This window comes from Thalassotalea atypica (assembly GCF_030295975.1).
Lineage (GTDB): Bacteria > Pseudomonadota > Gammaproteobacteria > Enterobacterales > Alteromonadaceae > Thalassotalea_F > Thalassotalea_F atypica.
Map to the genome: position 1 here is coordinate 3,357,890 of NZ_AP027364.1, position 23,785 is coordinate 3,381,674.

At 42.0% G+C, this 23,785-nt stretch carries 13 protein-coding genes; 6 read left to right on the forward strand and 7 right to left on the reverse strand.

Features of this window, described 5'->3' with window-relative positions; genetic code table 11:
- Complete coding sequence (dgcA, locus tag QUE03_RS15415) at window positions 1-1,056, forward strand: N-acetyl-D-Glu racemase DgcA (protein ID WP_286262835.1); 1,056 nt, start codon at window positions 1-3, stop codon at window positions 1,054-1,056.
- A 68-nt stretch (window positions 1,057-1,124) separates the two neighbouring features.
- On the opposite strand, the gene QUE03_RS15420 is transcribed toward dgcA, so the two are convergent.
- From QUE03_RS15420 to QUE03_RS15435, 4 genes are all read right to left on the reverse strand, one after another.
- Window positions 1,125-1,460, reverse strand: a complete 336-nt coding sequence (locus QUE03_RS15420) for a zinc ribbon domain-containing protein YjdM (RefSeq protein ID WP_286262836.1) — start codon at window positions 1,458-1,460, stop codon at window positions 1,125-1,127.
- Between the two features lie 138 nt (window positions 1,461-1,598).
- Entirely contained in the window at window positions 1,599-3,659 is a 2,061-nt protein-coding gene (locus QUE03_RS15425) for a CapA family protein (RefSeq protein WP_286262837.1), read from the reverse strand.
- Window positions 3,660-3,866: 207 nt separating this feature from the next.
- Entirely contained in the window at window positions 3,867-6,422 is a 2,556-nt protein-coding gene (locus QUE03_RS15430) for a TonB-dependent receptor plug domain-containing protein (RefSeq protein WP_286262839.1), read from the reverse strand.
- 539 nt (window positions 6,423-6,961) lie between these two features.
- Window positions 6,962-8,605: an alpha-glucosidase family protein gene (locus QUE03_RS15435; protein ID WP_286262840.1), complete on the reverse strand. Its 1,644-nt coding sequence runs from the start codon at window positions 8,603-8,605 to the stop codon at window positions 6,962-6,964.
- Between the two features lie 316 nt (window positions 8,606-8,921).
- Between QUE03_RS15435 and QUE03_RS15440 the strand changes: the two genes are divergently transcribed.
- The 5 genes from QUE03_RS15440 (at window position 8,922) to QUE03_RS15460 (ending at window position 19,876) form a co-directional block, all read left to right on the forward strand.
- Window positions 8,922-11,375 carry a glycogen/starch/alpha-glucan phosphorylase gene (locus QUE03_RS15440; protein WP_286262841.1) on the forward strand — a complete coding sequence of 818 codons (2,454 nt, stop codon included), beginning with the start codon at window positions 8,922-8,924 and terminating at the stop codon, window positions 11,373-11,375.
- Window positions 11,376-11,431: 56 nt separating this feature from the next.
- Window positions 11,432-13,621: a 1,4-alpha-glucan branching protein GlgB gene (gene glgB / locus QUE03_RS15445; protein ID WP_286262842.1), complete on the forward strand. Its 2,190-nt coding sequence runs from the start codon at window positions 11,432-11,434 to the stop codon at window positions 13,619-13,621.
- 11 nt (window positions 13,622-13,632) lie between these two features.
- Complete coding sequence (gene glgX, locus QUE03_RS15450) at window positions 13,633-15,780, forward strand: glycogen debranching protein GlgX (RefSeq protein WP_286262843.1); 2,148 nt, start codon at window positions 13,633-13,635, stop codon at window positions 15,778-15,780.
- The gene (malQ, locus tag QUE03_RS15455) at window positions 15,777-17,957 is read left to right on the forward strand and encodes a 4-alpha-glucanotransferase (RefSeq protein WP_286262844.1); all 2,181 of its coding nucleotides are present in this window, start codon (window positions 15,777-15,779) and stop codon (window positions 17,955-17,957) included. The genes glgX and malQ overlap by 4 nt, the downstream gene beginning before the upstream one ends.
- A gap of 107 nt (window positions 17,958-18,064) precedes the next feature.
- Complete coding sequence (locus QUE03_RS15460) at window positions 18,065-19,876, forward strand: alpha-amylase family glycosyl hydrolase (RefSeq protein WP_286262845.1); 1,812 nt, start codon at window positions 18,065-18,067, stop codon at window positions 19,874-19,876.
- Between the two features lie 78 nt (window positions 19,877-19,954).
- On the opposite strand, the gene QUE03_RS15465 is transcribed toward QUE03_RS15460, so the two are convergent.
- The 3 genes from QUE03_RS15465 to QUE03_RS15475 all read right to left on the reverse strand — a co-directional run bounded on the left by QUE03_RS15465 (window position 19,955) and on the right by QUE03_RS15475 (window position 23,722).
- Window positions 19,955-20,461, reverse strand: a complete 507-nt coding sequence (locus QUE03_RS15465) for a porin family protein (protein ID WP_286262846.1) — start codon at window positions 20,459-20,461, stop codon at window positions 19,955-19,957.
- A 152-nt stretch (window positions 20,462-20,613) separates the two neighbouring features.
- The gene (locus QUE03_RS15470; RefSeq protein ID WP_286262847.1) at window positions 20,614-22,032 is read right to left on the reverse strand and encodes an MFS transporter; all 1,419 of its coding nucleotides are present in this window, start codon (window positions 22,030-22,032) and stop codon (window positions 20,614-20,616) included.
- Window positions 22,033-22,231: 199 nt separating this feature from the next.
- Entirely contained in the window at window positions 22,232-23,722 is a 1,491-nt protein-coding gene (locus QUE03_RS15475; RefSeq protein ID WP_286262848.1) for a tryptophan halogenase family protein, read from the reverse strand.
- Window positions 23,723-23,785 lie beyond the last annotated feature (63 nt).

The following is a 23,785-nucleotide window of genomic DNA, read 5'->3' on the forward strand; positions in this document are numbered from 1 at the left end:
ATGAGTCAGAAAAGAGCAGACGATAACGCTTCCTTACGTATCAATGTTTATCAACAACAGCTACCTCTTAAAGCGGTCTTTCGTATTGCTCGTGGCGCAAAAACAAGTGCTGATGTAATTGTTGTTACTATCAGTGATGGAAAAAATACCGGTTGGGCTGAGTCGGTTCCTTATGCTAGATATCAAGAGTCATTAGCCAGCGTGCGCAAGCAAGTTGAGTCAATTGAAACAGATGAAGTATCAACTAACGCTTTTGCGGCAATCATCGCGCAAATGCCCGCAGGTGCTGCCCGTAACGCACTGGATTGTGCTTTCTGGGACTTGCAGGCAAAGCAACAAGGTAAGGAAGTCAGCCAACTACTCTCTTTGGATGAAGTTACACCTTGCACGACAGCACAAACCCTAAGCATAGATACGCCAGAAGCGATGGCAAAAGCGGTAATAGCGCTCAATAACCCGCCTCTTGTTAAAGTCAAACTCGACAACCAGGATATCATTGAGAAAATGACAGCTATTCAAGCAGCCGCACCAGATGCCAAGTTTATTGTCGATGCCAATGAAGGCTGGTCAATCGAAGACTTAACACAGTGTGGTGAGCAATTAGCTAAACTGAATGTTATTTTAATCGAGCAACCATTACCCGCGGGACAAGATCAAGCATTGTCAGACTATTCATCACCGGTGCCACTGTGCGCAGATGAATCCTGTCATACGCGTGCAGAGCTTGATTATCTTAAGGACAAATATGAAGTCGTTAACATCAAGTTAGATAAAACCGGCGGTTTGTCTGAAGCCCTATTACTGGCGAAAGAAGCTAAAGAAATGGGTTTTGAAATTATGCTCGGCTGTATGGTGGGTAGCTCACTAGCGATGGCACCCGCGTCTTTGCTATCTGATTTTGCCCAATATGTAGATTTGGATGGCCCGTTACTAATCAGCGACGACCGTGAGCACGGATTTAGATTCGAAGGTGGCACCATGATGCCTTTAAATACAGCACTTTGGGGAGGCGTAACTCAACCAAGAGAGCTTGTAAAACTAGCTATCAGCAATTAGCTCCAACCTTTTTACATCAGATGATGTTAGCCCAGCTTACTGGGCTTTTTTTGTATTAAAATTTAACTTTAAGCCTTTTTGACAAACTTAGCAGTCACCATCATTTCGCCTACGCCATCGACCTTGCAGTCAAGTTCGTGATCTTTTTTATCCATCACTCGCCTTACTAACGCTTTAGTACCAATTTTAATAACTTGCGAGCTGCCTTTGATTTTTAAATCTTTAATGACAGTGACTTTATCACCATCTGTAAGTAATGCCCCATTAGCGTCTTTAACGTTAACCAGTTCATCCTCTGCAACTTCTTTGGGATCCCACTCATAACCGCACTCAGGACAAATTAAATGGTTTTGATCTGGGTAAACAAATTCAGATTGGCAACTTGGGCAGGGAGGAAAAGACATATAAAACCACTATTAAAATTTAGTCAGGACTAAATTTTAATAGTTTTTGTTTAACTTAGCGAGTCTGTTGCAAGAAATTTAAAGCAGGCCCAGAGCGCGATGATTACCGCTCCGGGCGTATTTTCATTTTTAATATTATTAGTGCAGTGTTAACTTAATCGGTGAATTAACGGGGCGATCAAGTCCGATAAAAGACGCTTGTTTGGCATTGAGGTTAAAGAAATTTGGCTGTTCGCTTTTACTATATGCCGTTTGCCATTCAATTAACGCAAAATCATCAATATCGATTTGAGTTTGAGTGCCGTCTGCTGCGATAAATTCCGCCAACACACGATAACTACGATAACCAATTCGAGGTGAATTAAAGTCGATTTCAACGGATTGCCATTGTTTACTGTTGCCCAATGTTACTGACTGAATTAAATTCTTCTTTCCGTTTTTAAAGGCATCGAAAAGTTTTTGCCTAGTTTTACGACCTTGCCAGTAAAAATTAACCTTTACCCCCTTGTCCACCTTGAATTTTGCCTTAATCGTCATTGGACTACTGGCTTTATATACTCGCCTAAAACTTTGCATGCCAAAGATACTAGGTGTTTTATCTAGCGTTAACGATAAGCTAGTTGTACCGCTTGCACCGAAATCATTGACAGCTATTTTTTCTCGGTCGAATAACCAACCTCGCTCTGCATTTGAAAAATTATCAAAGCTCTCAAAGTCACTGCCATTGATCAAGTTGGTACCAAGACGGTAGGCAATTTGTTCATTCGGAAGGCCCACCTGAGCTAACGATTTGTGCCAAGGTAAGTGATGCAAGCTAGCAACCGTGGTCCCTACAGGGAATGAGACTTGTTGAGCTAGCTTATCTGACTTTTTCGCTTGATTATCGGCAGTGATCACGCCATGCCCACCAGATTGGGTAATATTAGTGTAACGCAATGCTGACAGCTCCTTCAATCGTTTCATTGTTGAATAACGGTGCATACCTGTCGCAGGCGTAGGTTGATAACCTTTTAAGTAAATTGGTACTATTTCAGCACGAGTAAACGCACCTTCATCGAGCCAAACATAAAGAATAAAGCTGTGTTGGGTGGAACTAAAATTTTGATCAAAGGTAAAGTTGCCCATGGAGTAGGCAATCAAGTTGCCGTTATATAACTCTAACCCTTGCGCAACATGGGGATGGTGGGCAATGGCTAACGCAGCTCCTGAGTCAATCGAGCTTTTAAGGCGCTGTTCAGTCACACCGGTTGGCCCATCAGAATATTCCTGACTACCATGATATTGTACAATAGTCGTTTGATTTTTTTCTACTTCCTTACTTACTGATGCAACGATATTTTCCATGGAACCATAGGCTGCGCCACCGTGCTTAGCAGTTGCTGACTGTGTCGGTGTGGTGCTACCTTCCCAGCCGACATAACCTAACATTGAAAACGCTTGATCATTGATGCGTTGGCGATGCGCCTTTAATGCGTCTTGTTCATCAAGCCCTGCGCCTGAATAATCCAACTCACTTTGCTCAAGGTGTTTGAGTGTTGAAACTAGCCCTTCTTCCAAGTAGTCATAGGTGTGATTATTACCTAGTGAAACGTAATCAACTCCAGCCCAAGTCAGCGCAGCAAGTAGCTCAGGCTGCGAATAAAACGTCACTGATTTTTTAGCGCGCTCTTTTGGGGCCTGTTCTGCTATCTGTGTTTCTAAATTCACTGCGGCATAATCAGCAATGCTCATGTACGGTTTAACGGCCGCTAGAATTGACTTACTATCAGTAAGATTAGTCTCGTAATTGATCAACACTTCATCACCAAAATATGGTTTATAGAAGCGACGTCCCATCATGACATCACCACCAAAAGCCAGCATGACACGTCCTGTTTTCTTCTTAACTAAAGTAATGTTATCAAATACATTCTCAAACTTGTTAGTCGTTAGTTCATAGCGACTAAACGATTGAACACTTGGGTAATAACCTTGTTTTTTAAATGTAAACTGCAACATTTTTTGAGCGGGTAAGTTAAAGTGAAATGCGCCAGAATCACTACTTTCAAATGATGCATCATTTAATGTGATTTGAACATTATCAAGTGCAGCTCCTTGTTCATCAATAATTTTGCCTGAAAAATCATATGTGTTATTGGCCTGAGCGCCATAAGCTGTAATGGCTAAAACCGAGATTAACAACGTTGTAAAGTAAGACATAAAAGTACTCAAAAACTGGTATTGATATCAAGTATATCTATTTGAATTCAAAACTATCATTCCTAATTAAAATAATCCTATAACCTGTATCTATAGGTTGTGTCATTTGACCTTTTGTTAAATAGTGTTTATGGCATTTTCAGCACTTATTTTTTGACAAAAAAAAGCCTAGCGAAGCTAGGCTTTATTCTAAGGTTTAATTAACTATTAAAAGTTATATTGAACCTTCGCATAGTAGAATCCACCATTGTAGTCAAATGGACCACTTTCGTAGAATTTCGCACCTAACGCACCGTACGTACCATCTTTAAGCTTTTCAGCTTCTTGGTCGAACAAGTTAGTTGCACCTACTGAGAACGTGAATGAGTCATTCATGAAGTAGCTCATTTCTGCATCAAATGTTACTGCAGCATCAGCCGTTTCAGAACCCCAATCAGATGTATCATCTGCGTGAGTTGCGTAGTACTCACCAAAGTAGTTTGCACGGATAAACATGCTAATGTCATCCCAGCTTTGAGCTACGGTAAATGTAGCACGATGATCTGGCATACCTTCTTCTAAACGACGCACTTTACCTTCGTCAGTTGTTGTTGGGTCAAACTTATCAACTGTTGTTTCATTCCAGTTATAAGCAAGACTTAATTCAGTGTCGCCACCAAACAATTCCATTGAGTAGTTACCAACAATATCAAGACCTTGTGTCGTTGTATCGAAGTCATTTGCAAAGTAAGTTACTTTTGAAATTAACTCTGGATTTTGAACACCAATTTCACGAAGAGCTTCATGATCTTCTTCTCTCACCGTAATTTGGCTAGATTGAGCAATACGATCCGTTACTTCAATGTTGTAGTAATCAACTGTGATGAATAAATCACCTTCTTGATAAACGATACCACCAGCATAACTTCTTGATTCTTCAGGCTGTAGCTCTTCACCGCCGTAGAACGCTGATAATGGATCAGTTGGTGGAGCCGTGAAGCTTTGAATCAGATCGCCATTAACAATTGAAGTAGCCGTGTTGACAACATTTGCTTGACCAACTGTAGGAGCACGGAAACCTGTGCTTGTTGAGCCACGTAAAGAGAACTCATCTGATAACGAGTATTGGAACGTTAGCTTGTAGTTAGTTGTATCACCAAAGGTGGTGAAATCTTCGAAACGTATCGCTGTACCAACCATTAGGTCTTCAGTTAAGTACGCTTCAACATCTGCATAAAGCGCCCAGTTACGGCGGTCATTACGACCTTGTGCTTCAGGACCAAAGCCTTTAAAACCATGTGACCCAATGTTAAAACCTTGGTCAGCAAAATCACCCGCTTTCCAAGACGCTTCTTCACCGGCGATAATTTCAAAACTTTCTTCGCGGAATTCAGCACCTAATGCAACGTTGACAGGCTCATCTAAGCCTTCAAGATCAAACGCTCGAACGATATCGAAGTTAAAGGTCTTTTCAAGTTGAATGTACTTACCAGTATCAAACTCTGTAGGAGTCGCTAAACCTAATGACGGGTTTAAGGTATTTTTAAGGTTAAAGTCAGATTCGTTACGACCGACTGAGCCACTTAAATCAAAGAACCATTCAGCAAGAATGCCCGACTTAATATCACCTTTAACACCCATAGTTAATGAGGTATCTGTGATGTTACCGCCAAATGCTGGCGTATAACCACCTGGCATAATTTGGTTCATTGAGAAACAGTTAGGATCTGCCACCATGTCTTGATAAGCTTGCGTATCCAATACGTTTGGCACATTTGCCGGTACCACAGCACATGTACGAGCTGCACCTTCAGATTGTGCAATATCACCCACTAGTAACGTTTCACCGCCATCAATTGAGAATACATTGCCACGGTTATGTGGATTACGGTAGTAGAATCCACCCGTTACATCGCGCTCTGAATAGTTACCGAAGGTGTAAAATTCTTTATCATCACCTAAATCAAGTTTGATGTTACCAAACAATGTGATGTCATCTTCAATCTCTGGATTACCCCAGATTTGTGCAGGATCAGTAACTGCCGTGTTACCAGCGTCAATTAATGCTTGTGCATCAGGACGCTGTACGCTTCGGCTTGTCGGATCAGCTTGTTTTAACTGGAAGCTTAAGTTAATTGAGCCGTCATCTGTGAATGGCATACCAATGTTGCCATCAATAGTCGTTGTCGAACCGTCACCTTCAAAGAATTCACCCTGTTTAATAGAAAGTGAACCACCATCAGCGTCATCTTTTAAAACAAAGTTCATTACACCCGCGATTGCATCAGAGCCGTACTGCGCCGCAGCACCGTCACGTAGTACTTCTACTTGCTTTAAAGCAACGCTTGGGATAACTGAAATATCAGGACCTTGAGCACCATCATTCACACCACCACCTTGGAAGGCAATAACAGATGCTCTGTGACGGCGCTTACCATTAACTAACACTAATGTAGAGTCAGAAGACAAACCGCGAAGGTTTACGGGACGAATTAGTGTAGCGGCATCAGAGATAGGTTGAGCACGTACGTTAAACGATGGAATTGCACCAACAAGTTGGTCAAGCATATCGCTAGATGCTGATTTACCTAATTCATTACCACCAACAATATCTACTGGAACAGCAGAGTCAGCGATTGAACGAGGAGCAGCACGAGAACCAACAACAACGATTTTTTCTACTTCTTCTACTGAAGCATCACTTTCAGCAGCAAAAACTGGAGCAGTACCTAAGGCGGCACTTACTGCTAAAGCAAGTGAGCCGGCACGGAATTTATTAGACATGTTATCCTTCCCTAAATTTATAATTATATTTTTTATAAATATTTATTTTATTTTTTGTACTTAGTTCAACAATTGAAAAATTGACTAAGGTCAATTATTTATAAATCAGCTAAACGCTTATTACAAGTACGTTACAGTTGTATTTTTGTATACAAACTGTGTTTCTAAGCTTAAAGCTGCTCCTTCTACGAAAGAGAACAATGGTTTATTTATGAACTTGACAAATGAACAAAGCTATACACCCTAGTATCTATAAGCTATTGGCTTGTTTTTGTTGTGCGAAAATTTTCGTAATTAAGTTGATATTTTGAATTGTTAAATTATTTTGAAAATAATTGATAAATTTGTAGTCTTTTTGGAAAGTTTTTAAGACGACTGACACAAAACAAGCGACAGTTAACATTGCATTAACAACTAACACGATGTCTTCGGTGATATAAATTCTGAAAATTGAAACTGAAGTTGTAGATAAAATCATGCCAGTAATAAACAGTAAGCATTTATTACTGGCGAGCATTTAACTGAAACGATTAGTAACACTAGTCGTTAATGTTAAGTGCATAAAATCCTGCGGCAAATGGTGGCAACACAATGTTGTTATCGCTCATCGGCAGTTGGTCAAAACCATGCCCTGTCATAGGTTTAATATTGATATTACAAGCCAAATGCAAGCTTTGCCTCTGTTCAGAAAAATTAAAGCAACAAAGCAAAGATTCACCTTGATAGGTTCTGGTAAAAGCCAATACTTGCTTGGAGCTATCAATAAACTCAATATTGCCGTATTTAAGTGCCGATACTGCTTTTCGCCAATGCATAAACGTTTGATAGCTGCTTAACACTGAATGAGCATGTTGCTCCTGTGCCGTAACAGCCTGTCCCTTATGCTGCTTGCTCACAGGAAGCCAAGTTGAATCAGCATCGGAAAACCCTCCATTGTCATTCGATGTTGACCAAGGTATTGGCGTTCTACAACCGTCTCGCCCTTTAAACTTAGGCCAAAAGGCAATACCATAAGGATCTTGAAGTTGATCAAATTCAATTTCAGCCTCAGCCAAGCCCAGTTCTTCTCCTTGATAGCTACACACACTACCCCGCAATGAAGCTAACATCGCATTGAACATTTTTGCTTGGGTAGCATTAGGCAATTGTTCGCCTTTGATCCCCCAACGAGTAGCCACTCGTGGCACATCATGATTGCCAATCGCCCAACAGGGCCATCCGTCTGATAGGTTCGCTTCTAATTCTTCAATAGTTTGTCTTATATAGGCGGGGCTTGAGTCTGCCGTCAGTAATTCAAAACTATACGCCATATGCAGGCGCTTATCCCCTTTGGTGTATTGAGACATGGTTAACAATGAATCTTCAGAAGATATCTCTCCTAACGTCACTACATCAGGGTATTTATTCATCAATGCCCGAATTTCTTCCATGAAAGCAACATTTTCAGGTTGGGTATTATTAAAATAATGATATTGATACGCGTATGGATTATCTTCACTAAAGCCACGACCTTTACGCTCATTGGCTGGTTTAGCAGGATTGTCTCGAAGCTGTTTATCATGAAAACAAAAATTAATAGCGTCTAATCTGAAACCATCGACACCTTTTTTAAGCCAATATTCGACATTATCTAGTACATGAACACGCACTTCTTCATTGTGAAAATTTAAGTCAGGTTGCGACGTTAAAAAGTTATGCAAATAATATTGTTGACGCCTTGGCTCCCATTGCCATGCACCGCCGCCGAAAATTGATAACCAATTATTTGGTGGTGTACCGTCGTCATTTGCATCAGCCCAAACATACCAATCCGCTTTGTCGTTATCACGCGATTCTCGACTTTGCAGGAACCACTCGTGTTGATCAGACGTATGACTTAGCACTTGGTCGATTATTACTTTTACATCTTGCTTTTTAGCTTTAGTCATTAGCTCATCAAAGTCGTCCATCGTGCCAAACATCGGATCTATGGCGCGATAATCACTGATGTCATAACCGAAATCTTGCATCGGCGATTTAAAAAATGGAGAAACCCATATGGCATCTACGCCTAAGCTTTTGATGTAAGGAATTTTCTTGATGATCCCTTGCAAATCACCTATGCCATCGTTGTTAGCGTCCATAAAGCTGCGAGGGTAAATTTGATATATGACAGCGCCCCGCCACCAAGGTTGTTGTTGCATGAATATTCCATTGTACTTTTACCTAATTATAAACATCAAACAGGTAAAGCAGCTTTCTAATTATTTGTGAAGTCAGCATAAGTAGCCACAAAATAATGAGCAACGAACTGCATACGTATGCATGGAAAATTAGCGAACTATTGAGCATGCATACGTATGTAGATTATTGCTCAATTTAGTCAGTGCCGCATAATTCTAAAACAATAAATAAAAGCGATCGTAGGTTAGCGAATACAAATAACGATTAAGCAAGTTTCTACCATTTGCGCGTCTGTATACAGCCAACCTGAATTACATTGACTAAAAAGAGCCCATTATGGCATTGACCAAAATTACGAAAGCCGAGTTAACAAAGCGCATTAAGCATCATTTGAATTTTACATTAGATGATGTAACAGATAACCAAAACAAGGAAGCCTATTGGAAAGCGACCAGTCTTGCCATCAACGATATCGTCGTTGAAAAACTGCAAGCAACTAAAGCGCGACAACAATCGGCTAACGCTCGCAGTGTTAACTATTTATCGCTTGAGTATCTTATGGGGCGCATGCTGTCGAATAACTTACATAACCTTGGGGTATATGAAGCAGCTGAAGCCGCGGTCCGAGACTTAGGGCATGAGTTAAGTGACTTATGTGAACAAGGCGCAGATTTGGCGTTAGGTAATGGTGGTTTAGGTCGATTGGCAGCCTGTTTCTTAGACTCACTTGCCACCTTAGATTACGCCGCCACAGGTTACGGTATTCACTATCAACATGGTTTATTCAAGCAAAGCTTTAAAGACTGCCGCCAAGTAGAAGAGCCAGATATGTGGCGTGAATTTGGTAATCCTTGGGAAGTTTGTCGCCCTGACGCCGCCCAAACCATTGCGTTGTATGGTCACGTTAAGCACGAAACACAGGCAGATGGCACAGTAAAATCAATTTGGGAGCCAAAAACGCATTGTAAAGGTGTGCCTTGGGATATTCCAATTGTTGGTTATAACTCAGCGACCGTCAACGTCCTTCGCTTATGGGAAGGCACAGCGACAGAAGCTTTTGATTGGGACCATTTTAGCGATGGAAATTACATACATGCTTTAAAAGACAATGTGCGTGCGGAAACTGTTTCTAAAGTACTCTATCCAAAAGATGAGCATGAAGCCGGTAAAGAGTTACGATTCATTCAACAATACTTTTTCTGTGCGTGTTCTTTAAAGGACATCATTGCTCGTCATGAGCGTAGTCAAGGCATTGACTGGTCAGCATTTACCGACAGTACAGCAATTCAGCTCAATGACACGCACCCAACTATCGCTATTGTTGAACTGATGCGAATATTGCTTGATGAATATGACATGGCTTGGGATGAATCGTGGGCCATCTGCCAGAAAGTATTCTCATACACCAACCACACCTTGTTACCGGAAGCCTTAGAAAAGTGGTCAGTTCGATTATTTGAGAAAGTGCTACCACGTCACCTGGAAATCGTCTACCGCATTAATGAAGACTTTTTGAACAATGAGGTTAATGAAAAGTGGCCACATGATTTTCAAATGCGCCGTAAACTTTCGTTAATAGAAGAAGGCCATGAACGTATGGTTCGCATGGCTCATTTGTGTGTAGTTTCCGCTCATAAAGTGAACGGTGTTGCCGAGATTCACTCAAAATTAGTCAAACAAGATTTGTTCCCTGAATTTGATGCCCTTTGGCCGGAAAAACTCACCAATGTCACCAACGGTATTACCCCACGCCGTTGGTTAAAAGCCTGTAACCCTAAACTGTCAAAACTGCTTGATAAGCACGTAAACGAAGATTGGGCAAAAGATTTAAACAACTTATCTCAATTAGTAGCGCTAGCTGACACCCCTAAATTCCAAAAAGAATTCATGGCCATTAAGCGTGAAAACAAAGTTGAGCTTGCCAAAGAAATAGAGCAGCTAACAGGCGTTGTTGTTAGCCCTGATGCTATTTTTGATGTGCAAATCAAGCGACTGCACGAGTACAAACGCCAGCATTTGAACTTCTTGCATATCCTCGCGTTATATTCACGTCTGCTTGAAAATCCGAATTTAGTCATGCAGCCGCGCGTCTTCATCTTTGGCGCCAAAGCTGCCCCTGGATACCATTTAGCAAAAGAAATTATTTTCGCGATCAATAAAGTGGCGGAAAAGATCAACAGTGACCAGCGTATTCAAGGTAAGTTGAAAGTTGTATTTTTACCTAATTATCGTATCAGCTTGGCTGAGAAAATTATTCCTGGCGCTGACGTTTCAGAGCAAATTTCAACTGCCGGTAAAGAAGCATCAGGTACAGGCAACATGAAGCTTGCCTTAAATGGCGCTGTTACTATAGGGACTTTGGATGGTGCGAACATTGAAATAGCCGAAGAAGTCGGTAATGAAAACATCTTTATCTTTGGCAACACCGTAGAAGAAGTTAAAGCCATTAAAGCCCAAGGCTACAACCCATATCATTTCTATGAAACCAATGCTGAACTGAAAAAAATCCTCGATTGGTTAGACAGCGACTTCTTTACCCCAGGTCAGCCTTATCAGTTGTCGGCGATTAAGCATAGCTTACTCGACGGCGGTGACCCTTATTTAGTGTTAGCCGATTTCCAATCATACAGTGACGCCCATCAGGCGCTTGATATTGCTTATCGTGACCAATCGAGGTGGGCAAGAATGGCTATCCTCAATACGGCATGTATGGGGAAATTCAACTCAGATAGGTCGATTCAAGACTACGTTGAGAATATCTGGCATTTAGCCCCCTGTGCGGAAAAATAATAAATGACTTTAGCCTCTGCTAGTTACGCAGGGGTTAAACTATTTAAGGACAAGTCATGAGATTAACAGAACACGACATCAATGAGTTACTTGCTGGTAGGCATACTAATCCTGCGAAACTTTTGGGTTTGCACCCAGATAATGACTCAGATTACCTCACCATGACGGTGTTTGAGCCGCTGGCCCGTTCTGTTGAGATCATTGACAAAAAAACCAAAAAATCACTGTCCAAATTAACCAAGGCAAATGACGCGGGTATATTCTATAAAAAGCTACGTCGTAAGAAGCGTTTTGACTACTTACTTAAGGTCAGCACACAAGAACAGACCCTGATAATTGAGGACTGCTATGCCTTCAATTCGACACTCAGTGACTTAGATGTTCACTTACTAGGTGAAGGTAATCACTTGCATCCATACAACGTCCTTGGTGCACATGTGATAAACCATCAAGGCGTAATGGGCGTTGCATTTTCCGTGTGGGCGCCGAATGCTTCTAGAGTCTCTGTAGTTGGCGATTTTAATCACTGGGATGGCAGAACGCATGTTATGGCTAACGTCAACAACAGTGGTTATTGGAACCTCTTCATTCCGTCATTAGATGCAGGAAATTTGTATAAGTTTGAGCTTCGTGATGCCGCCAACAATTTATTGCCATTAAAAGCCGATCCATATGCCACACAAGCGCAGTACCGTCCCAACACTGCCTCCATCGTTAACAACCAAAAAGATTATCATTGGCATGACAATGCTTGGCTTAGTCAACGCCAAGCCCGTAACGCTCGCGATCGTGCGATCAGCATTTATGAAGTACATTTAGGCTCATGGCGCCGAGGCAATAACGATCAATTTCTAAATTACCGTGATATCGCCAATCAGCTTGTACCATACGTAACCAAAATGGGCTTTAGCCATATTCAGCTGATGCCAGTCAGCGAATTTCCTTTCGATGGCTCATGGGGTTATCAACCAGTTGGGTTATTTGCACCAAGTGCTCGCTTTGGTGACGCAGACGATTTTCGGTACTTCATTGACCAATGTCACCAAGCGCATATTGGCGTACTCATTGACTGGGTACCGGGACATTTTCCGGTCGATCCACACGGCTTATCAACCTTCGATGGTACGCACCTTTTTGAACATGAAGATCCGAGACAAGGTTTTCATCCAGACTGGAATACCCTGATCTACAACTATGGGCGCGTTGAAGTTGCCAATTTTCTACGAGCCAGTGCATTGCATTGGTTAGAGAAATTTCATGTTGACGGTATTCGTGTTGATGCCGTTGCGTCCATGCTCTATTTGGATTACAGCCGCAAAGCCGATGAATGGATCCCAAATAAAGACGGCGGACGAGAAAATTTAGAAGCGGTCGCTTTTTTACAACGATTCAATGAAGAGTTATACCGTGAATATCCCGGCACATTCTCAGTAGCTGAAGAGTCAACCTCATGGCCAGGTGTGTCAAAGCCAACAGACATGGGTGGTTTAGGTTTTGGTTACAAATGGAACATGGGCTGGATGAACGACTCATTAAGTTATATGAAGCGTGAGTCAGTGCATCGTCAATACCACCACAATGAACTCAGTTTCGGGCTGGTTTATGCATTTGATGAAAATTTCATACTGCCACTCAGTCACGATGAAGTTGTGCATGGAAAAGGCTCCATTCTAGACCGTATGCCAGGAGATACGTGGCAAAAATTTGCCAATCTTCGTGCTTATTATGGATTCATGTGGGCACATCCGGGTAAGAAACTATTGTTTATGGGCTGTGAGTTTGGCCAAAGCAAAGAGTGGAATTTTGATGCTGCACTTGACTGGCACCAGCTGGAACAAGCAAACCATCAAGGTGTACAAACCTTAGTTAAAGATTTAAATCACGTTTATAGCAATACCCCTGCTCTACATCAAAAAGATTGTGAGGCAACAGGGTTTACCTGGCTAGATCATGACAACGCGCAGCAATCCATTTATGCATTTATTCGTCATGGTAATGAAGAACAACCACCAGCGATTGTGATTTGTAACTTCACTCCGCAAGTACATCATCACTTTAATGTAGGAGCACCAGAGGCAGGATTTTATAAAGAAATTATTAACACCGATGCTGACGTTTACGGCGGCTCTAATCAAGGTAATTTAGGTGGCGTACACACGCAAAACGTCACATATCAAGGCCAAGAAAACAGTATCAACATTACGGTACCACCGCTAAGTACTGTGATTTTTGTTCTGGAGTCATAGAGCCTTTTATAATGCAGACTACTTATCAAGCAACTTCAGGTCGTTCATTTCCGTTGGGCTCAACACCAACAGATACTGGCGTAAACTTTGCGTTATTTTCAGCTAATGCAGAAAAAGTAGAGCTGTGTATATTTGATGCATCAGGTCAAATTGAAATTCAACGCATCACCTTACCTGAATTTACCGACGACGTGTGGCACGGACACATAGAAAAGTTGCCCGTTGGTACCTTATATGGTTATCGCGTTCATGGACCTTTCTCACCCCACCAAGGACATCGTTTTAATGCCAGCAAATTATTATTGGACCCATACGCTAAAAAGCTTTTGGGTGAATTTATTCATTCCGATACGCATTTAAGCTATGACCAAAGCAGCCAACAAAAAGACCTTACGCTTGATATAAGGGACAATGCTCCGTACCTTCCAAAAGCCGTTGTTTGCCAGCCTTTAGACAAGTGCACAACTCACCCGCTTATTCATCGCAGAGATACTACAGTCTACGAGATGCATGTCAAAGGATTTACCAAGACTCATCCAAGCATCAAGGAAAACATCCAAGGCACATTTGCCGCGTTAACCGATGACTGTGTCATTGGTTACCTCACAGAGCTAGGCGTTACCTGTGTTGAACTGCTCCCAGTACACACTTTCTTTGATGAATCGTTTGTTAAACAAAAAGGGCTAAGTAACTATTGGGGCTATAACAGCATTAATTTTTTCACGCCACAAGCAAACTACAATGCTAGCGGTGATGTAGCTGAATTTAAACGTTGTGTCGAGAGATTTCATCAAGCGAACATCGAAGTCATTTTAGACGTAGTGTTCAACCATACAGCAGAAGGCAATGAGCTTGGCCCAACATTAAGTTTCCGCGGCATAGACAATGCCAGCTATTATCGACTCACCGAAGATGATCATCGTTTTTATTATAATTATTCAGGCTGCGGTAACACCTTGAATATTGAACATCCGCGTGTGCTGCAAATGGTAGTCGACAGTTTAAGGTATTGGGTTGAAATAATGGGAGTTGATGGCTTTCGTTTCGATTTAGCACCTATTCTTGGACGTCAAACCCCCCATTTTTCAACTAAAAGTCACTTTTTCAGTGTGCTTAGGCAAGATCCAGTGTTATCGAGAGTCAAGCTTATCGCTGAACCTTGGGACATCGGTGAAGGCGGCTATCAATTAGGGCGCTTCCCTAAGTCATGGCTAGAATGGAATGATAGGTTCAGAGATACCATACGTCGATTTTGGCGAGGCGACAATGGCATGTCTCCTGAATTTGCTCAACGACTGCATGGATCGTCTGATCTTTTCGAGCAAAAAAGTCGCCGCCCAAGTTCAAGTGTTAACTTCATCACCTCACATGATGGTTTCACCCTGCATGACCTAGTCACCTATGAGCAGCGACACAATCACGCCAACGGTGAAGACAACGCCGATGGTCATGGCAGTAACTACAGCGCCAATTTTGGCACCGAAGGTGAAACCGATAACAACAGCGTTAACCAGTTAAGGGCTCAACAAAAAAGAAATTTGCTTGCAACCTTAATGATTGCACAAGGCACGCCAATGCTGCTTGCGGGCGACGAGTTATCAAATAGTCAGCATGGCAACAATAATGCCTATTGCCAAGATAACCCTATTACGTGGATCGACTGGCAAAACAAAGATAGCTCTCTTTTGGCATTCGTTAAATCGCTCATACAATTGCGAAAAGATCACCCGTTACTTAACAGGACAAATTATACCCACGGATTAACCGTGTCAGCTAAGACCGGATTACATGATATCGCCTGGCTTAACAGCGATGGAAAACCCATGACAGAGAAGGATTGGCACAATGGCGAAGGAAAATGCTTTGCCATGCTATTAGCTGAAACAGAACACGAGAATACTGAACAAAGTCGCGATCAGAGTACGATTAGTAGCGATGCCATTATTGTTATTTTTAATGCTCACCAACATGGCGTTCAGTTTACATTACCAACACTAGATGGTGATTGGCACATTTTGATTAACACCGCCAATCAAGATTTACCACAGGACATTCATGAGACTCAACTTATTGATATTCAAGTCGCTGAGCATTCATTAATGTTGTTGAGTTACAACCATTCACCTTATTGTTCACATCAAAGAGAAAACCAATCATGAGTTTAATTGAACAACTAGCAGAGCTAGTCGGCTTTCATGCTAGCTATACCGATGCGTTTGGCAATCAAGTCTATGCACGCGACGATGCACGTCAGGCACTGTTGGCCGCAATGGGCTACAATATCGACGATGATGCCGCACTAACCCAGAGTATTGTTGAATTAAAAGAACAATCTTGGCGTAAAATGCTGCCACCATCGCATATCGCTTACAGTGAAGAACACGATCACTATTTAACACTGAGCGTCAAATCTGATGTCGCCGATTATATCTCATGGACAATTGAAACAGAGCACGGTGAATCACTATCAGGCAATCAAACAATCGCTGATTTACATCACCTTGAATATGCCAAGTTTGATGATGCTCAATTTAATAAATTCAATTTAAAACTGCCTAAGCTAGTCGACGGTTACCATAATATCACGGTGACCTTAGGTGATATTGTGGACAGTTGTCCGCTAATATTCGCCCCTAAAACCTGTTACAGCCCACAAGAAGTTGCAGATTTCAAAATGTGGGGCTATGCAGCGCAATTATATTCATTAACCAGTGAGAAAAACTGGGGAATGGGCGATTATGGCGACCTAAAACAATTAATCAAAAACACAGCGACGCAAGGTGCCAGTGCCATTGGGTTAAACCCACTACACCCACTTTATCAAAATAACCCAGCGCACTGCAGTCCTTACTCGCCAATGAGCCGTTGTTTTCTCAACACCCACTATATTGACGTTACTGCGGCACCTAATTTTGATGAATGTAAAGTGGCACAAAAACGGGTTAACAGTATAGCGTTTAAGGAAAAAGTTATTGCCGTTAAATCAACAGAGCTGGTTGATTACGTTGGTGTTGCAGAGCTGAAATATCAAGTATTAGAAATCTTGTTTAGCCATTTCATTAAACAGTCGAATAACGATAATCATAAAGAATTTGATGCTTTTAAAGCATCGCACGGAGATGACCTGCTACAGCATGCCACCTTTGATGCCTTGTACGAGCACTTTAGGCAGGTCGATTATAATGCTTTTGGCTGGAAGACATGGCCGCAAGCCTATCAAGACCCAAAAAGTAATGAAGTAAAAGCATTTCAACAAGACAACGCTGAGCGCATCGAATATTTTGCTTACCTTCAGTGGCTGGCCCACCGACAACTAAAAGCGGCCAGTGATACCACTAAAGAGAGTGGTATGCCAGTAGGCTTGTACTTAGATTTAGCGGTTGGTTGTGACGGATCTGGCGTAGATGTGTGGTCAGATAAAGACGTGTATGTTGCTGGAGCAGCTGTTGGCGCACCACCTGATTTATTAAATACCTTAGGACAAGATTGGGGACTAACGCCAATCAATCCGGTTGCTCTGCAAAAGCAAGGCTATATGCCACTTGTTAAGGCGTTAAGGTCAAATATGCAATATGCTGGAGCACTGCGCATTGATCACATTTTAGGGCTAATGCGCCAATACTGGGTTGCCCCTGGTATGAAAGCCGACCAAGGTGTGTTTATCACCTTCCCACTGCAAGATATTTTACGCATCATCGCGTTAGAGTCACGCCGCAATCAATGCGTTGTAATTGGTGAAGATTTAGGCACGGTACCTGACGGTTTTGGCGAAATCATGCAAAACGCAGGCTTGCTTTCATACAAAGTTCTTTACTTTGAAACGTGGGAATCAGGTTTATTTATGCGCCCAGAAATGTACCCAGAGCTGTCAATGGTTACTGTATCAACGCATGACTTACCCACTCTCGCCGGATGGTGGACAGGAAGAGACCTTGAATGGCGCCAACAACTCAACTTGTACCCAAATGAAGAAATGGGTGTAAACGATCGTCAAGCCCGGATCAGTGATCGCCAAAATCTTATTGCTGCTCTTGATGACGTTGGCGTTATTGACATGGCGAATGCACCAGAGCAATCACCTGCAACAATGAATCAAGAACTGTCTTTGTCCGTGCAAAAATACCTAGCAATGGCGCCAAGTAGAATTCAGCTCATTCCAATAGAAGATGCTTTAGAAATTAAAGAACAAGTGAATATTCCAGGCACTATTGATGAACACCCTAACTGGCGTCAAAAGCTACCAGTATCGGTAGAAGAATTTACGCATGCTGATTCTGTCGTCTCGCTTGGCAAAGTGATGAATCAATACCGCCCTAAAGGCAGTGACAACCAATAGCTTTCATAATTTACAACAGTGTTGCTGCCATTAGCCATTACTGGCAGCAACTTTCCAAACAACAAGACAATAATTACAATAATTACAATAATTACAATAAGTGCATTATGACAATAATTAACAAAAAACTTTTGAGTTCAGCCGCCATCGGGGTCACTCTTTTTCTATCAGGATGTGGCTCAGAATCAAATACAGCGAACCCAACTGACCCCGTACAAGCACCTTCAGTAAATACAGCACCTGCTGTTACTAAAAAAACAGCGGCCGACTTGCCTCACTACCTCAATCGTGATGTTCAAGATGAGGTGTTTTATTTTGTCTTGCCAGATCGCTTTCACAATGGCGATACCGAAAATGACAATGGCTCTAAAACCATCAAATTATCACAAGGTGGCTTTAACAAAAGCCATGCAGCAGCCTATCACGGTGGTGATATTAGAGGGCTTGAACAGAAGCTACCTTATTTAAAAGACATGGGTATTACTGCAATATGGCTAACACCGATTTTACGCAATCAAGCAGTACAAGGAGATATTTCTGGCTATCATGGCTATTGGGTACTCGACTTCACCGAAATAGATCCACACTTAGGCACCAATGCCGACTTAAAATCCTTTATTGATGCCTCACATGAGCAAAACATTAAAGTATATTTCGACATCATCACCAATCACACGGCGGATGTGATCAAATACGCCGAATGTCATGGTGAAGACGGCGCAGGCTGGTCAGAAGGTGGCGAGTTATGTCCTTATAAAACCCTTGCACAACAAGCCAATGGAGATACCTATACAACAGTGTTACCAAAAGGTTCAGAAGGCGTCAAAACCCCCGTTTGGTTAAACGAAACGCAGTACTACCACAACCAAGGCGACTCGACTTTCGAAGGTGAAAACTCAATCTACGGTGACTTTTTTGGGTTAGATGATATTAATACGGACGACCCTCGCGTAGTAGCCGGTATGATTGATATCTTCAAAAATATCATCGATGAATTTAAACCTGATGGTTTTAGAATCGACACGGTAAAACACGTCAACATTGAATTTTGGCAGTCATTTGCGCCAGCACTTCATGTTCATGCACTTGCACAAGGCTTACCAGAGTTTTTCATGTTTGGTGAAGTTTACGACGGTAATAGCGATGTACTCAGCAAATTTACTACAACAGGAAAAATGCAATCTGTACTCGATTTTGGCTTTCAAGGCGCCGTTAAAGACGTATTAGTAGATAACCAAGGGACTGACAAACTAGCGCAATTATTTGCTAACGATCATAAGTACAACGATGAAGACAGCAATGCCAATCAACTCCTTAACTTTGTCGGCAATCATGACATGGGACGCTTTGCTTGGATGTTGAGAAACAGTGAACAGCAGTTCAGTGAATCAGAAATAACACAAAGATTCACATTGGCCCACGCCATGATGTACTTTTTGCGTGGCATTCCCGTTGTATATTATGGTGATGAGCAAGGCTTTGTTGGCGACGGTGGCAACCATGACTCAAGACAGGACATGATGCCATCACATGTTGCAAGTTTTAATGATGACGTGCTTGTCGGCTCGCAGCAAAGTACAGCGGATGATAATTTTGATCAAAGCAATATCTTGTATAAAGCTTTTTCTGATTTCGCTAGTATTTATTTAACTTACCCTGAATTACGCCATGGCGAGCAGGACGTGATTTTCTCGTCTGCACAGCCGGGTATTTTTGCTGTGACTCGTACCCTATCGACGGGGGAGCAAGTGTTAGTGGCATTTAACACGGACATGAAGGCTCATCAGCAGCAGTTGAATCTAGCGATTGCCAAAACAGACGAACTTTATGCAAGTCAAAGCTCATCACTGGTGAATCAAGCAGGATCAGTTTTACTTAAACTTGCCCCATTAAGTGTCGCGATATATCAAATTAACTAAACCAATCTGGCTTAATTTACCGTACTAAAAAGGGAGCAATAGCTCCCTTTTAACTTCATGCTATGAGTTACCAGACATTTAGAAGCTTACTGAAAAGCCAACCGAAAACACGTCTGTATCATCAAATTGCTCATAAGAGACAATAGCTTCTGCTTTTTCATTAAACGCATAACCTAAGCCCGCGCCAACGCCGAATTCCCAATCATCATCTGATTCACTGTGGCCATTGTAAGAAGCTTTAAGTTTCGCATTGGCATAGCTTGGCATGAAAAAGACATTGATATTCTCATCCACTTGATACTGACCTTTTACTGAAAGCGCAATAAAACGCTCTAGCTCAACATCAACGCCGTGTACCGTATCATCGGAAACACCGGTACCTAATCTTAGCTCTGGAACAATAGAGAATTTTTTATTGTCCAACTGGTACTTGTATGCAGCAGAACCATATAAACCACCAAGAGAGATATCAATCCCGTCACTGTCATCAGACAAGTTGATGTAACCGCCGCCTAATGACCAATTTGCAGAAGCAGTTAAAGGAAGAGATAGAACCAGCATTGCTATCGCACTTTTTTTAAACATAATAATATCCTTTTAAGATTCGAAAACGCACTAATTACCCAACATGGATAAAAGTGAGCGGCGAATTCTACAAAAATATTTCTATAAAACAATAGCTAAACATATGGTGTTACAAATGAACGCCATAGCGTTCATTTGTGCTCAATTTATGTTCACTTCGGTGAGCGGTTTTCTTTAACTTGAGTCCAAACGAGTGCAGAAATGGCCAGTGAAATCGCGCTGACTTGGAACACGAGTCCTTTATCAGCGACTTTATTGATGAACAAACCAACACCTAAACTAACCAGCAATTGTGGCAACACTACGGACAAATTAAATAAGCCCATGTAAAGGCCCATGCGGCTTTGTTCAACTTTTTCAGACATGATCGCAAACGGTAAACTTATGATCGCAGACCAACCAATACCAAGTAGTGCCATCAACAGTAACAAGTTGGTTTTATCCGCGCCATATAGCGCTACCAAGCCATAACCAAATGCCATCGACGCAATACAGTAGGTGTGTACTTTTATGCGCCCGACTTTCTTCGCTAACGGCTCTAAGATTAGTGCAGGGAAAAACGCCGCAACGGCGCTTAACACCAGAAAACTGGTGGCGATTATTTTTCCTAGCTCATCATCATTAACCGCTGGCATTTTGTCTTGTAAAAAGGCAAAGATGAAAACAAACATGGTTTGTACGCCAATCCAACTAAACGAATGGGCGGCCAGTACTTTAGCAAAGCCCGTTTTGTTGGTTGCCAAATGCGGCTGCTCTTTTGCGCTCATGGTTTGCACCACAAGTATTAACGTGATCACACCAGCAACAATTTCAGCCCAGTAGTGATCAGTTTTCATCCCAGAAATTTGCAAGCCTATGGCGTATATGTCGTAAATTAAAAACCCCCACAGCGGCCTAATGTTCTGTAGGATTTCTTTGCTATTGATTTTCTTGTGGCTGTGGTTTTCACTAATTGTAAGAGTTTTTGGCTCGGTAACAAAAAAAGGTGGAATAATCGAAAGAAAAAAGACCAACACGGCCCCCGTGTAAATTAACGCATAGTTACCCCACACAGCGCCTATCGCATAAGCTAAAACACCAAAACTACCAGAAACCGTTTGCATCCAAGTGTAACCTTTGGTGCGTTCCTCCCCTTCTGGTGTTACATCGGCAATAATGGCGCGTGTTGGGTTAAAGCTAACATTTATTGATAAATCCAAGGTCAAGGCTACAGCAATGGCAACACCTAGTAGCCCGGTAATACCTAACTGTGCCGATACGATATCAATATTGGGTAGCGCCAATAACATCATGCCTGCCAGAACACCGCCAATTAGGATAAATGGTCGGCGACGCCCGTTCCAAAACCAGACGTTGTCACTGACAATACCGATGATCAATTGCCCTAAAATTCCGGCTATCGGCCCCGCTGCCCAAACTAGTCCCACTTCATGAATATCCAATCCATACTGAGTGGTTAAAATCCAGCTTAACGCGGATATTTGAACCGATAACGCAAAACCCATTGCGGTAGCTGGCAAGCTTAATAGCATATAAAAACGCTTAGCCAAACGCTGCTGCATTGATAACATAAATTCTCACTTACTTTATTGTATTTTGAAACGCTCTGTTGTTATTTTATTGATTGAGCGCTGCTGAATTATTGACGTTACGCAGTTATCAATGCAGTCTCAACGCGCTGCATACGTATTCAGCACGAGAGTATTAGAAGAGTTCTAAGAGTAGGAAAGCAAAGAGCGCAGGCACCGCGTCTTTGCTATTGTCATGAGCTTAAATGTTATTTAAAAATTCGTTGTGACTCGGCAACTTATCCACACTTCGATTAATCAGCGTTTTTAAATTCTCCATCAACTCTGACAGTTGTTCTTTCGACAATGAGTCGACAAGAGGATGATAATCTTTAGGTACTAGCCCTTGCCCAATCATCACTTGTTGCCACGCAATTTCCGTGAATAGCTCATCTTGCTCTCGGAAAATTTTTCCGGACTGCTCAAACAGTTCCATTTTCTTTGTCAATGTCTCTGGCACGTCCATGCGTTGACAAGCTCGCCAAAATTCAGTGTCATCGCGCTGATTTTGTTTATAATGCAAAATGATAAAATCTCGCATTCGCTCTGATTCGATTTGTGACTGGCGATTGAACTCTTCAACTTCCACGTCCTTAATGCCATTGTGAGGAAAGAACTTCATTAATCTGGTCGCTGCACTTTGAATTAAGTGGATGTTGGTGGACTCTAATGGCTCAAAAAAGCCACTTGATAGCCCAATAGCAATAACATTTTTATTCCACTGTTTGCGACGGCGGCCAGTTTTAAATGGGATCACACGTGGATCGGCCAGCGGCTTGCCATCGATGTTATTTAACAGCTTTTCAATCGCTTGTTCATCACTCATGTGCTTACTTGAATAGACGAGGCCATTACCAATGCGATGCTGCAATGGAATACGCCATTGCCAGCCACACTCATGAGCAATAGATTGTGTATAGGGGCGTATGGTTTCAGTCGACTCACACGGCACGGCAACCGCTTTATTGCACGGCAACCAATGTGACCAATCATCAAAACCTGTGCTTAACGCACCTTCAATCAGTAGCGCTTTTAATCCGGTACAATCAACAAATAAATCACCGTCAATACGAGTACCATTTTCTAACTTCAGTGAGGAAACATAACCATTTTCATCATTAAGGTGTACCTGATTAATAATGCCTTCAATACGTTTAACACCTTGTTTTTCACAATGCTCACGTAAGAACTTTGCATATAAGCCAGCATCAAAGTGATAAGCGTACTCAATACCAGACAAATTAGTGCCTTCAATGTGGTTCATTTTGCCAAATTTATCGCTTTTCGCGGCTTGGTAATTCAGTGAGTATTCACCAAACTCTGAGCTATCACCCATTTGCTGCGCTCTAATCCAGAAATGATAGAAATCACAAAAGGGAAAGTTCTTTCCTATGCCACCAAAGGCGTGCATATATTTATCCCCTTGTTGCTTCCAGTTTTCAAATTCAATACCGAGCTTTAAAGTACCTTTAGTCGCTTTTAAAAAATCACGTTCACTGATACCTAACGCATTATTAAAAGGAATGATCGGAGGAATGGTGGCTTCACCCACTCCAATAATGCCAATATCATCTGACTCAACTAATGTAATATTTACGGTTTTACCCAATACTTTGACCATAAGTGCCGCGGTGATCCAGCCACCCGTTCCGCCACCGGCAATCACTACGTTTTGAATTTTATCTTGTTTCATTCGATGCCCTTTATTAGCGTAGATACCATAAATCCATTAGATCATTAACGTTATAACCAACTT

What these genes read in the sequence shown, in the direction of transcription:
- glgB (WP_286262842.1), top strand. Translation starts at nt 11,432, where the DNA reads ATGAGATTAACAGAACACGACATCAATGAGTTACTTGCTGGTAGGCAT.
- QUE03_RS15425 (WP_286262837.1), bottom strand. Translation starts at nt 3,659, where the DNA reads ATGTCTTACTTTACAACGTTGTTAATCTCGGTTTTAGCCATTACAGCT.
- dgcA (WP_286262835.1), top strand. Translation starts at nt 1, where the DNA reads ATGAGTCAGAAAAGAGCAGACGATAACGCTTCCTTACGTATCAATGTT.
- QUE03_RS15440 (WP_286262841.1), top strand. Translation starts at nt 8,922, where the DNA reads ATGGCATTGACCAAAATTACGAAAGCCGAGTTAACAAAGCGCATTAAG.
- QUE03_RS15420 (WP_286262836.1), bottom strand. Translation starts at nt 1,460, where the DNA reads ATGTCTTTTCCTCCCTGCCCAAGTTGCCAATCTGAATTTGTTTACCCA.
- malQ (WP_286262844.1), top strand. Translation starts at nt 15,777, where the DNA reads ATGAGTTTAATTGAACAACTAGCAGAGCTAGTCGGCTTTCATGCTAGC.
- QUE03_RS15460 (WP_286262845.1), top strand. Translation starts at nt 18,065, where the DNA reads ATGACAATAATTAACAAAAAACTTTTGAGTTCAGCCGCCATCGGGGTC.
- glgX (WP_286262843.1), top strand. Translation starts at nt 13,633, where the DNA reads ATGCAGACTACTTATCAAGCAACTTCAGGTCGTTCATTTCCGTTGGGC.
- QUE03_RS15465 (WP_286262846.1), bottom strand. Translation starts at nt 20,461, where the DNA reads ATGTTTAAAAAAAGTGCGATAGCAATGCTGGTTCTATCTCTTCCTTTA.
- QUE03_RS15470 (WP_286262847.1), bottom strand. Translation starts at nt 22,032, where the DNA reads ATGTTATCAATGCAGCAGCGTTTGGCTAAGCGTTTTTATATGCTATTA.
- QUE03_RS15475 (WP_286262848.1), bottom strand. Translation starts at nt 23,722, where the DNA reads ATGAAACAAGATAAAATTCAAAACGTAGTGATTGCCGGTGGCGGAACG.
- QUE03_RS15430 (WP_286262839.1), bottom strand. Translation starts at nt 6,422, where the DNA reads ATGTCTAATAAATTCCGTGCCGGCTCACTTGCTTTAGCAGTAAGTGCC.
- QUE03_RS15435 (WP_286262840.1), bottom strand. Translation starts at nt 8,605, where the DNA reads ATGCAACAACAACCTTGGTGGCGGGGCGCTGTCATATATCAAATTTAC.